Below are 11,436 nucleotides of genomic sequence, written 5' to 3'. Positions count from 1 at the left end.
ACGAGGCACTGACCCGGTTCGACCCCGAGGAGGCCGAACAGCGCCGCCTCGACGGCCTCGAGGGTCGCCGGGTCGACATCGACCTCGATGACCTGATCGATGGGCAGGTCTGCCACGCCCGCGTAAACGGGGTCATCGACGCCGCCGACGCGCTCGACCTCCAAGAAGCCCTCACCACCCTGGCCGCGCAGTACCGCGACCTGGGATCCCTGGAATCGCTCAACGTACGCCGCGCCAAAGCCCTCGGCGAGCTGGCCCGCACCCAACTCCACCTCCACCTCGACAACCGCGGGGACAGTGGCGGGGGTCTCGCTACACCGCCTCACACGTTCGGCGGCACTCGACCACCGGGCGACGGAGCGGAGGGTGGGGGTCTCGAGACACCGCCGGGCGACGGAGCGCAGGGTCGGGGTCTCGAGACACCGCCGGGCGACGGAGCGGAGGGTCGGTGGTCGAGTGTCGGCGAGGGACGAGCCGATGTATCGAGGCCACCCACCCGGCGGGTGGTGCTGCATGTGCATCTGTCCGCGGACGCGGTCCAGGGGTACGGGGACGGGATCGCCCGGGTCGAGACGATCCTGGGGCGCCGGGACCGGTTGGTGACGTTCGAGCAGCTCACCGAGTGGTGCGCCGGGGCCCAGGTCACCGTGCAACCGGTCCTCGATCTTCATGAGACGTTGATGTCGACGGGGTATCAGCCCGCAGGCAGGCTGCGGGAGCAGGTGGTCGGGAACAACCCGACGTGTGTGTTCCCCTTCTGCCACCGGCCCGCCAGGACCAGCGATCTGGACCACCTCGAACCCTGGCGCGACGACGGTGGCGGTGGCCGGACCGACTCCACGAACCTGGCGCCGTTGTGTCGTACCCACCACCGAGCGAAGACCCACCTGGGGTGGACCTACACCATGCTGATCCCCGGCGAGTACCTGTGGACCAGCCCCCAAGGCCGGACCTATCACCGTGGACCCGACGGCACCAGTCCCGTCGGTGGGGGTGGTGGCCTCGATACATCGCCTCGTTCCTCGGCGGCACTCGACCACCGAAACGACGCGACGCCCGACCCACCACGAGATACACCCCGCCCCTGACCCCGCAACCCCACCGGTTGCGGGGCCACCGGCCTGCCCGGGGTGGCCTCGATACACCGCCTCGCAAGCTCGGCGGCACTCGACCACCGAAATGGGACTGCACTCGACCACCGAACTCCGGGCGGCACTCGACCACCGAACGCAGGCGGCACTCGACCACCGAACCACAGCCCCCGGCTTCAGGGGAGGGAGGACGCCTCAACGGCACGGGTGAAGACCGCATCGAGCATCGGCTCGGTGAGCCGGCCGGTGAAGGTGTTCTGCTGGGACGGGTGATAGCAACCGAGCAGCCGCACCGACCGTTCCCCACCGCCCGGCCCTGCGCCGCCCACCAGACCTGTGCCCACCAGCTCCGCCTCAGCGCCGTGCCCGAACTTCGGCCTCGGTCCCACCGGCGCATACCCCGCCGCAGCGTACCCACGCAGCGCCGCGTCCCACCCGAAGGCGCCCAGCGCGACCACCGCACGCACGTGCGGTTCCAGCAGCCGCAGCTCGGTCTCCAGCCACGGGGCGCAGGTGTCGCGTTCGGTAACGGTGGGCTTGTTCTGCGGCGGTGCGCACCGGACCGCGGCGACGATCCTCGCTCCCCGCAGCCGCTGGCCATCGCCGGCGTGCTCACTGGTCGGCAGATCGGCCAGTCCGGCCCGATGCATCGCGGCATAGAGCCAGTCACCGGAACGGTCGCCGGTGAAGACCCTTCCGGTCCGGTTGGCCCCATGCGCGGCCGGGGCCAGCCCGACCACCAGCACCCGCGGGGCTTCGTCTCCCCAGCCCGGGGCCGGTCGGCCCCAGTAGGGCTGGTCGGCGAACGAGGCACGCTTTTCCGCGGCCACCGTCTCGCGCCAGTCGACCAACCTCGGGCAGGCACGGCACACCGAGACCCGCGCATCGAGCACCGGCAACGCACCGGCACCGGCCAGCCGTCGTACCCCGGCAGCACTGCGCGCCACCGGCGTCTCCGCGTCGGCCGGGTCGTCGGGCCAGCCGGTGCCGGGCGGCACCGGGGACGGGTACGCCGTCCCGGTGACCGGGTGCGGCAAGGTCACTGGTCGACGAGCGCGTCGTGCAGGGCCCAGGCGATGCCGTCGAGGATGTCGGCCTCGGAGGCGATCACCTCGCGCACCCTGGTGCGGCGCAGCACCCGCGACACGATCAGTCCGCCCGCGCCGATGACGTCCGCGCGGCCGTGCTCCATCCACCCGAGCCGCAACCGGGCGCCCAGAGGCATGTGCACCAACTCCTCGGCCATCGCGTGCACCGCGTCCACCTTGAGGACCGACTGGTCGATCGCCTCACGGTCATAGCGCGGCAGGTGCAGGACACCGGCCGAGAGGGTCAACGCGGTGCCGGCGACCAGCACCACCGAACTCGCCGTGGCCAACTCCACCCGGCACCGGTCGAGGTGCGCGTCGATGTCGGCCAGGCAGGCAGCGATCTCTTCATCCTGCGGTGGGTCGGAGTGCAGGTGTCGTTCGTGCAGCCGCACCGACCCGATGTCGATCGACTGGGACTGCTGGGGCCCGTCGGCGGCGGTGCCGAGGATCAGTTCCGTCGAGCCACCGCCCACATCGACGACGAGCACCGGTTCGGGGGCGGGCACCCGCAGATGCCGGACAGCGCCGTCGAAGGAGAGTGCCGCCTCCTCGGTGCCGGACAGCACCACCGGATCGGCGCCGAGTCGCTCCCGCACCCCCTCGGTGAACACCCGCGCGTTCTTGGCGTCCCGGGTGGCCGAGGTGGCGCAGAAGGAGATCCGGTCGGCGCCGTGCTCGGCGATCAGTTCGGCGTACTCGTCGATCGCGGCGAACGCCCGCTCCAGCGCCTCGGCGGAGATCTCACCGTGCTCGTCCAGGCCCTGGCCCAGACGCACCATCCGCGACTCCCGGACGGCGACGTCGGGCAGCGCCCCGATCAGCAGCTTGATGGTGTTGGTGCCGCAGTCGATGGCGGCAATGGTCAGGTCATTCGTCGCCACTGGTCGCGACCTCCTCCTCGACGGTCACGCACGGTCCACTGGCCCACCACTCCCCCAGCGCCGCCAGCACTTCGTCGCCCAGCGGGTTCACCCCCGGCCCCTGAGCCAGCGACTGACCGGCCAGCACGTGCAGGCACTTGACCCGGTCAGGCATCCCCCCGGCACTGATCCCGTCGATCTCCGGGACCTCCATCCCCGTCTCCGCGGCGATCTCGGCGCGGGCAGCGAGGTAGGCGTCGTGAGCACTACGGTACGCCGCCGCCAGTTCGGCGTCACTGGCCAACCGGTCGCTCATCTCCTTCATCACCCCTCCGGCCTCCAGGGTGCCGATCCGGGAGGCGGCCCGAGGGCAGGTCAGGTAGAAGGTGGTCGGGAAGGGGGTGCCGTTGGGCAGTCGCGGCTCGGTGGTGACCACGTCCGGGTTTCCGCACGGGCAGCGGTGGCCGATGGCATGGATGCCGCGCGGCGGCCGACCCAGCTGGGCGCGGATCGCCTCGACGTCACGGTCATCGGTCACGGGTGTCGTCCTCCGGCGGGGCGATGTGGTCGAGCGGTTCGAGTTCGTCATAGTCGGGCGGGTCGTCGGCGATCTCCACCGACTCCCAGGCGACCTGCCACCAAGCCGTCGGTGGCTCGGCCACCTCCCGTTCGGGCAGTGTCTCCGAGGGGTTCAGTGGCGTCCCGTCGACGTCGATCACCTGATAGCTGGTCTCCCCGGGCATCAGGTAGCCGAACCGTTCCCGGGCCTGGGCACGAACGAACGCCTCATCGCTCCAGCGGCGCTTCTCCCGCTGCAACTCCTCGATGCTGGCTCGTCGGTCGGCGATCTCGGCCTTGATCTCGTCGATGTGCGCGCGCTGCTCCAGGTAGGCGCGCATCGATGACGCGTAGGAGACGGCCAGCACCACGACGACGCCGATCAGGATCGCGGCGCGGCCGGTGAACCGGGAACCGTTGTCCGGCCGGGTGGGGGGCACCGGCTGCGGTGACCGGCGCGGGGCGCGCTGGCCCGGGCGTCGGTCGTCACGCCGTTCCCGTCGGGTGCCCCGTTCGGCCATCGCGGTCGCTTCTGCCCTCTCCGTGTCGGTTCAGCCCTGGTAGCGCGGGAACGCCGCGGCGCCGGCGTACCGGGCCGCGTCGCCGAGCTCCTCCTCGATGCGCAGCAGCTGGTTGTACTTGGCGACCCGCTCCGAGCGGGCCGGGGCGCCGGTCTTGATCTGGCCGCAGTTGGTGGCCACGGCAAGGTCGGCGATGGTGGTGTCCTCGGTCTCCCCCGAGCGGTGACTCATCATGTTGCGCATGCCGTTGCGGTGCGCCAGTTCGACGGCGTCCAAGGTCTCGGTGAGCGAGCCGATCTGGTTGACCTTGACCAGCATCGCGTTGGCCTGGCCGCCGCTGATGCCGCGCTGCAGCCGCTCCACGTTGGTGACGAACAGGTCGTCACCGACCAGCTGGGTGAGCCCGCCGAGAGTGTCGGTGATCGCCTTCCAGCCGTCCCAGTCCTCCTCGTCGAGGGGGTCCTCGATGGAGACGATCGGGTACGCCGACACCAGTTCGGCGTAGTAGGCGGTCATCTCCTCGGCGGTCTTCTTGGCACCCTCGAAGGTGTACAGGCCGTCGGTGCAGAACTCGGTCGCGGCGACGTCGAGGGCGAGCACGACGTCCTTGCCCAGGGTGAGGCCGGCGGCGCCGATGGCGTCGGAGATGAGGTCGAGAGCGGCCCGGTTGGAGGCGAGGTCGGGGGCGAAGCCGCCCTCGTCGCCGACGCCGGTGGCCAGACCCTTCTTCTTCAGCACCGACTTGAGGCTGTGGTAGACCTCGGCGCCCATCCGCACCGACTCGGAGAACGTGCCGGCGCCGATCGGCGCGATCATGAACTCCTGGATGTCGACGTTGGTGTCGGCATGGGCGCCGCCGTTGAGGATGTTCATCATCGGCACCGGCAGCAGGTGTGCGTTCGGGCCGCCGACGTACCGGTAGAGCGGCAGCGCGGCGGAGTCGGCGGCGGCGCGGGCCACGGCCAGCGAGACGCCGAGGATCGCATTCGCGCCCAGGTTGGCCTTGTTGGGGGTGCCGTCCAGGTCGATCATGGTCTGGTCGATGAGCCGCTGGTCGTCGGCCTCGAGGCCGACGAGGGCGGTGTCGATCTGGTCGAGGACGGCCTTGACCGCGCCCTGCACGCCCTTGCCGAGGTACCGGTCACCGCCGTCGCGCAGTTCCACCGCCTCGAACGCGCCGGTGGAGGCGCCGGACGGCACCGCGGCCCGGCCGAAGGAACCGTCATCGAGGACGATCTCGACCTCGACGGTGGGGTTGCCACGCGAGTCGAGGATCTCGCGGGCGCCGAGTGCTGCGATGGAAGCCACGTGCATGCTCCTGTGCGGTGTCGAGGGGCGGCTGAGGCCGGGTGGTCAGCCGCGCTGCTGGGGTCGGGGCCAGCCTAACGGAGCCGACAGGTCGCATCGGGCGGACACTCGGAGCGTGGGCGATGCGTATGGTGGGGGTCGTGTACGCGTTGCCGGACCCCGTCTGGCCAGTGCTGGTGCTTGCGGTCATCCAGCTCGGCGACGGTGTGCTGTGCGCCAAACCGGCAGGCTTCATCTCTCGCTGCCTGACCGACGTACGACTCCCCCGGCAGTGGTGGTGGGTGCTGCCGCCGATCAAGTTCGGCGCCGCGACCGGCCTGGTGTTGGGCCTGTGGTTGCCGTGGCTGGCGCTGGGCACCACGATCGCGCTGATCGTCTACTTCCTGCTCGCCATCACGGCGCACGTCCGCGCACGGGACTTCGGTCGGATGCTGTTCGTGAACGCGACCGGGATGCTGGTGCTGACCGTGGGCACGCTGGTGGTGTCGTTCACTCCGGTGCTGAGCTGAGCGTCTCGGCGGAGATCCCCCGTGCGGGGGTGGCGCCGACCCGCCTTCCTCCGAGACGATCCGGGGCATGACTCGAGTGCTGTCCCCGCACGACCGCCCGATCCCGGGCTCGTACTGGCTGGCCTCGGTGGTCGCCGGGCTGGTCGTCTTCGTGAGTTTCGCGACCACGTGGTGGCGGCCGTGGTTCGTCGAGAACTACACCCTTCTTCCGGGCGTGGGATTCGGGATGCTGTGCGCGGTGGTGATGACCCCGGTGGTGTGGCTGGCTTTCCGATGGCCGACCTTCGCCATCGTCGTGAGCCTGCTGCCGGTGCTGCCCCTGATCTTCGGGGACGAGGGGGGCTTCCACTTCGGAGTGCTCGCAGCGCTGGCCGCGGTCACCATCACCGCCAGCTGGCGGCGACCCAGGATGGCCGGGGTTGCCGCGGTCCTGGCCATCGCAGCCAACTGGTGGTGGATCATGAGTGGCTTCGAGTTGGCGCTGCCCTTCGGCGAAAGCATCTTCTGGGTCGACGACGGGCACGCTCTCGGCGGCGCGGTGATCTATTCGGTGGCGTTCGTCCTGATCCTTGTCGGGTCGCTGACCATGCGCATCCTCACGCTGCGTGGCACGGTGGCTCTGGAGGCCCGCAGCCGGGAGCTCGACGCGGAGTCGACCGTGCTCGCCGAGCGGGCCCGGCTGGCCCGCGACCTGCACGATGTCATCGCCCACCACGTCTCGCTGATCGCGGTCCGGGCCGAGACCGCGCCATACACCGATCCGGACCTGGACAGGACCGGTCGCCGGATCCTCAGCGAGATCGCCGCCGACGCCCGGCTCGCGCTCGATGAACTCCGCGGCGTCCTCGGAATCCTCGGCCGCGCCGGTGACGCGGAACGGGCTCCGCAGCCGACCTGGGGCGATATCGGCGCCTTGGTGGAACGTGCCAGAAAGGCCGGGACCGAGATCCGACTCAGCGGCGATGTCGCTGCGGCGACGTCGGCTGCCGCCGGGTATGCGGCGTACCGGGTGGTGCAGGAAGCGCTCACCAACGCCCGCAAGCACGCTCCGGACGCCCGGGTCTCGGTCGATCTGGAGGTCACCGAACAACTGCTCTTCGTGCGGGTGAGCAATCCCGCCCGCCCCGGAGCAGCGTCGGAGCCCGGCAATGGCCTGACCGGGATGCGGGAACGGGTCGAGGCGCTCGGCGGACGACTCTCGATCACCCAGGGGGGTGGCGACTTCGTCGTGGAGGCCACCGTGCCGCAGGAGGCTCCCCGGTGATCAGCGTGGTGATCGCCGACGACCAGCCGGTGATCCTGGCGGGGTTCGCGGCGTTGGTGGACGCCCAGCCCGACCTGACTGTGGTGGGCACCGCGACCAACGGGCGTGAGTTGCTGAGCCTGGTGGCTGAGCAGGAGCCGGACGTGGCCTTGGTGGACATCCGGATGCCGGAGCTGGACGGGATCACCGCCACCGCGGCGCTGACCCGCGACTATGCCACCAGGGTGCTGATCCTGACCACCTTCGACCTGGACGCCTACGTGTACGACGCGATCCGGGCCGGCGCAAGCGGCTTCCTGCTCAAGGACGTCACCGCCGAGCGGTTCGTCGAAGCGGTGCGGCTGGTGGCCGAGGGAGCGATGCTGCTCGCCCCGGCCGCCAGCAGGAGCCTGGTGGCCGCCCAGTTCGCCGGCCACGGGCGCCCCCGGCCGGAGCCAGCCGACGCCGGATCGCTCACCCCACGGGAGCGCGAGGTACTACTGGAGTTGGCCCGTGGCCGGTCGAACGCGGAGATCGCCGAGTCCCTGCACGTCACCGCTGAGACGGTCAAGTCACATGTCTCCGAGGTGCTCCGCAAACTCGGTCTACGCGACCGGATCCAAGCGGTGGTGTACGCCTACGAGCACGGCCTGATGCCCCGCTGAGTGGTGATCCGCAGCCACTGGCTGGCCACAGATCTCCACTCAGGCGTCGGCCGTGGAGGCCGACACGGTGCGCGACTCGGCCCAGGTGCGCAGCGCCTGGACCTGCTCGGCCTGGGTCACGCTGAGCGGCACCGAGTCGGTGATCTCCCGTTTGAGGTCATCCGGCGTGATCGGCCGGCGGTCGGCGAAACCCTGATAGAGCGCGGCGATGACCGCCTGCTCGATCTCGGCGCCGGAGTATCCCTCGCTGAGGGTGGCCAACTCCTCCCACAGGGCCGGGTAGTTCGGGAAGTCGGTGTTGGCGGGCGCCTTCATCACGTAGCGGCCGATCTGGATCCGCCAGATCGCGACCCGCTCGACCTGAGTGGGCAGGTCCACGAAGAAGATCTCGTCGAAGCGGCCCTTGCGCAGGAACTCCGGCGGCAGGCTGGCCACGTTGTTGGCGGTGGCGATCACGAAGACGTGGCTGCGCTTCTCCTGCATCCAGGTGAGGAAGGTGCCGAAGACCCGCGACGAGGTCCCCGAGTCCCCCGATGAACCGACCACCCCGGCGAACGCCTTCTCGATCTCGTCGATCCACAGCACGCACGGCGCGGCCGCCTCCGCGGAGCGGATCGCCGAGCGCATGTTCTGCTCCGACGACCCGACCAGGCCCGCGAAGACCCGGCCCACGTCCATCCGCAGCAGCGGCAGCCCCCACGCCGAAGCGATCGCCTTCGCGGTCAGGGATTTGCCGCAGCCCGGCACCCCGGTGATCAGCGCACCCTTCGGCGCCGGTACGCCGTACCGGGTCGCCTCCTCCATCCACGAGTTGTTGCGCCTCCCCAGCCAGGCCTTGAGGTTCTCCAAACCACCGACGTCGTCGAGGTCCAGGTCGCTGGTCAGGAACTCCAGTACGCCGGTCTTGCGGACCACCTGTCGCTTCTCGGCGAGCACCAGCTCGACGTCGCTCTCCTGCAACACCCCGCCCGCGACCATCGCCCGGGCGAAGGCGCTCTCCACCTCGTGCTCGGTGAGCCCTAGCGCCGCCTTGACCAGGCGCTCCTTGCCGTCCTCGTCGAGGTCGGGCGAGATCCGGCCGCCGGAGTTGAGGCCGATGATGTTGTCGAGGATCCGGCGGATCTCGACCACGCCGGGCAGCGCGAAGTCGACGATGTAGAGGTCCTTCTCCAGCTCCGGCGGGATCCGCAGCACCGGCGCCACGACGATCAGGGTGCGTGCCTGCTGGCCGCGGGCGAACGACGAAGCGATGTCCCGCAGTCGCCGGATCAGGGCGGCGTCGGCGCTGCGCACGTCCGAGCCGAGGTGGGCATGCAGGTCGCAGAAGACGAAGACCGCCGGGTGCTGGTGATCGAGTGCCCAGTCCAGCGCTCTCCGCGGGTCGCTGGTCTCCTCGACCACGTCACCGGTCGGGGTCCGGATCCCTTCGGTGACGCTCCACACGTAGACGGGCCGCGCCGCTGGCAGTCCTTGGCCGGCGACGGCCCGGACCTGGGCAAGCACCCGACTCTCCTCGAACGACTCGACGTAGAGCAGCGGGAAGCGCGCCTTGAGCAGCACTCCCAGTTCTTCCGCGAACGTCCCCGGCACCACAGCTCCCCTCGACCGTCACTTCCCCCGGCACTCTAGCGCCGGCCCGGGAGCGGCGGAGGTGGTTCAGGCCCGGGGTGTGAACGTCGCGAAGTGCCGGATGGTGTCGTTCTCCACGGTCCGGAAGACCTTGGCCGCGGTGGGCGCGGAGAACGCGGTCACCGGGGCGGCGTTGCTGGGCAGTTCCAGAGCGAAGGTCCAGATCAGCCGGCAGCCCACCTCGGCCGGCTGCACCTCGGTCAACTCACCGAACCGCTTCATCCCCGGCACCGTGCTCCGCTCCACCTGGAAGGCATTGCGGTAGCGACCCGCCTCGGCGTCCTCGTTCCAGTCGAAGAAGACCTCCGACAGCGACACGAAGCCGGGGCCGAGCGCCGCCTGGCGGGTGGTGCCCACCCCGTAGGGAGCCGGGGAGGTGAACTCGATCTTCCTGATCACCCGGCACCAGTCGAGGGTGTTCTGCCTCGTCAGTTCGCCCCACGCCACCGCGGGCGCGACCGGCAGGTGCACGTCCATCCGGTAGCTGATGGGGGCGTCGGTGAAGAAGCCGAGGTCAATCGGGGCCAGGTCGAAGGTACGCACGGGTCTTGTATACCCCAAGTACGCCACAGATGTCCGCGCACCTGCTGCGCACCAGCCTCCGCGACGACCGAATCGCGGACATTGCGTCAGGGCAGCCGACGGCGCACCGCGTCACGGAGCGCCTGCTCGGGATCGACGCCGCTCCGACGAGCCTGCGCCACCAGCGCCAGCAGGGCCTCGCCGATGGCATCGGAGTCGGATGGGGTCTCGACAGGCTCGACCACCGAGCCAGGCTCAACCGGATGACCTTCGAGGCGACCCAGCAGCTTGTCGGCGTACAGGAGAGCGGGCAGCCCGGGTGGGAGCCCGTCGGTGACAGAGGTACGGGGCTTCTCGGCCGCCTTCATCTGCTGCCACAGCGCCTCGATGGAGTCCACCCCACTGGCCTGCGCCTCACCGAAGACGTGCGGGTTCCGTCGCCGCATCTTGGCCAGGACCCCTGATGCCACGTCCTCCAGGTCGAACGCGCCCGACTCCTCCGCGATCACCGCGTGGAACCAGATCTGCAGCAGCAGGTCACCGAGCTCCTCGCACAGGTGCTCGAGGTCGCCGGAGTCGATCGCCTCCAGGGTCTCGTGGGTCTCCTCGAGCAGGAACCGGGCCAACGAACGATGGGTCTGCGCCTGCTTCCAGTCGCAGCCGGCCCGGAGCTCCCGCATCATCGCCAGGAACTCCAGCAGCCGCTCCCCCTCGCCGGCCCGGGTCACGGTCTCACCCGCAGCGCTGGTCCGATGGCAGCGAGGCCACCCAGGCCGGGTCCACCATGTCGGCAGCGGCGTTGCGGGCGAACTCACTGGCCGCCACCGAGACGCCGCTCTCGACCCGTTCCAGGCCGAGGTCACCGACGCCGAGACCGAAGCGGGGATCGAACTCGATCGAGTCATGGGCGGTCAGCCACTCCAGCAGCGCCGACGCGCCGGTCTGTTGGGCGACACCGAGGTCCACAGTCTCCGGGTCGACCGCGTCCGGGTCGCCGCCGAGCAACTGCACCCCGGCCACCAACAACAGCTCCTCGGTGTAGGCCTGGCCCCGGATCGATTCGGCATAGACGTCGCGCAGCTCCTCGGGGAGCCGCTCCAGGTCGGCGCGGGCCCCGAGCAGAGACGCGTCGTACGACGGTTCGACGCTCAGTCCGTGGTCCGCCGCGTACTGCGCGGAGGCGATCTTGAGGAAGTACCGGAACATCGCCTCGGCGCGCACGTACGCCATCGGCGCCTGCGCCCCCTGGGCCTGCATCTGCTCCTCCTGCAACTCACACAGCGCCGTGGCCAACCGGTCGACGTCGGCGAGCAGCACCCGGTCGTCGCCGACCTTCACCGCCACGCCGGGGTTGAGGCCGCCACAACCGGCGAGCAGGACCACGGCCACCAGGCCGCCGGCGTACGACGCAAGCGCACGGGCAGAGAACACGTCACAGG

The 11,436-nt window shown here is 70.3% G+C and carries 13 protein-coding genes; 4 read left to right on the top strand and 9 right to left on the bottom strand.

Annotation, left to right across the window (positions count from 1 at the left end):
- Window positions 1-1,088: HNH endonuclease signature motif containing protein (locus JKG67_RS18735; RefSeq protein ID WP_238998654.1), on the top strand; the 1,088-nt coding region annotated here is incomplete at its 5' end.
- A gap of 179 nt (window positions 1,089-1,267) precedes the next feature.
- Here JKG67_RS18735 and JKG67_RS17760 read toward each other — a convergent pair.
- Genes JKG67_RS17760 through eno form a run of 5 tightly spaced genes read right to left on the bottom strand, consistent with a single transcriptional unit; the run spans window position 1,268 to window position 5,435 of the window.
- Window positions 1,268-2,134 (bottom strand): uracil-DNA glycosylase, encoded by an 867-nt coding sequence (locus JKG67_RS17760; protein WP_203338691.1) that lies wholly within the window; start codon window positions 2,132-2,134, stop codon window positions 1,268-1,270.
- Window positions 2,131-3,063, bottom strand: a complete 933-nt coding sequence (locus JKG67_RS17755; RefSeq protein WP_307816620.1) for a Ppx/GppA phosphatase family protein — start codon at window positions 3,061-3,063, stop codon at window positions 2,131-2,133. The genes JKG67_RS17760 and JKG67_RS17755 overlap by 4 nt, the downstream gene beginning before the upstream one ends.
- Window positions 3,050-3,580 carry a DUF501 domain-containing protein gene (locus JKG67_RS17750; protein ID WP_307816619.1) on the bottom strand — a complete coding sequence of 177 codons (531 nt, stop codon included), beginning with the start codon at window positions 3,578-3,580 and terminating at the stop codon, window positions 3,050-3,052. The genes JKG67_RS17755 and JKG67_RS17750 overlap by 14 nt, the downstream gene beginning before the upstream one ends.
- Complete coding sequence (locus JKG67_RS17745) at window positions 3,570-4,121, bottom strand: FtsB family cell division protein (RefSeq protein ID WP_203338689.1); 552 nt, start codon at window positions 4,119-4,121, stop codon at window positions 3,570-3,572. The genes JKG67_RS17750 and JKG67_RS17745 overlap by 11 nt, the downstream gene beginning before the upstream one ends.
- Window positions 4,122-4,151: 30 nt before the next feature.
- A complete protein-coding gene (gene eno, locus JKG67_RS17740) occupies window positions 4,152-5,435 on the bottom strand; it encodes a phosphopyruvate hydratase (protein WP_238998653.1) in 1,284 nt (427 codons plus the stop codon).
- Between the two features lie 134 nt (window positions 5,436-5,569).
- Here eno and JKG67_RS17735 point away from each other — a divergent pair, with 134 nt between their 5' ends.
- The 3 genes from JKG67_RS17735 to JKG67_RS17725 all read left to right on the top strand — a co-directional run bounded on the left by JKG67_RS17735 (window position 5,570) and on the right by JKG67_RS17725 (window position 7,846).
- On the top strand, window positions 5,570-5,938 hold the full coding sequence (locus JKG67_RS17735; protein ID WP_203338687.1) for a DoxX family protein: 369 nt from the start codon (window positions 5,570-5,572) through the stop codon (window positions 5,936-5,938).
- Between the two features lie 67 nt (window positions 5,939-6,005).
- Window positions 6,006-7,202, top strand: a complete 1,197-nt coding sequence (locus tag JKG67_RS17730; RefSeq protein WP_203338686.1) for a sensor histidine kinase — start codon at window positions 6,006-6,008, stop codon at window positions 7,200-7,202.
- Complete coding sequence (locus JKG67_RS17725) at window positions 7,199-7,846, top strand: response regulator (protein ID WP_203338685.1); 648 nt, start codon at window positions 7,199-7,201, stop codon at window positions 7,844-7,846. The genes JKG67_RS17730 and JKG67_RS17725 overlap by 4 nt, the downstream gene beginning before the upstream one ends.
- Before the next feature lie 39 nt (window positions 7,847-7,885).
- Here JKG67_RS17725 and JKG67_RS19150 read toward each other — a convergent pair whose 3' ends face one another.
- The 4 genes from JKG67_RS19150 to JKG67_RS17705 all read right to left on the bottom strand — a co-directional run bounded on the left by JKG67_RS19150 (window position 7,886) and on the right by JKG67_RS17705 (window position 11,428).
- Complete coding sequence (locus JKG67_RS19150; RefSeq protein WP_203338684.1) at window positions 7,886-9,436, bottom strand: Ycf46 family AAA ATPase; 1,551 nt, start codon at window positions 9,434-9,436, stop codon at window positions 7,886-7,888.
- A gap of 66 nt (window positions 9,437-9,502) precedes the next feature.
- Window positions 9,503-10,018, bottom strand: coding sequence for an SRPBCC family protein (locus tag JKG67_RS17715; protein WP_203338683.1), 516 nt, complete (start codon window positions 10,016-10,018; stop codon window positions 9,503-9,505).
- An 86-nt stretch (window positions 10,019-10,104) separates the two neighbouring features.
- A complete protein-coding gene (locus JKG67_RS17710; RefSeq protein ID WP_307816618.1) occupies window positions 10,105-10,725 on the bottom strand; it encodes a nucleoside triphosphate pyrophosphohydrolase in 621 nt (206 codons plus the stop codon).
- A 4-nt stretch (window positions 10,726-10,729) separates the two neighbouring features.
- Window positions 10,730-11,428: a hypothetical protein gene (locus JKG67_RS17705; protein WP_203338682.1), complete on the bottom strand. Its 699-nt coding sequence runs from the start codon at window positions 11,426-11,428 to the stop codon at window positions 10,730-10,732.
- Window positions 11,429-11,436: the final 8 nt, after the last annotated feature.

It is taken from the genome of Nocardioides limicola (genome assembly GCF_016827675.1).
GTDB classification, from domain to species: domain Bacteria; phylum Actinomycetota; class Actinomycetes; order Propionibacteriales; family Nocardioidaceae; genus Nocardioides; species Nocardioides limicola.
This window is presented reverse-complemented; position numbering and strand designations above follow the sequence as displayed.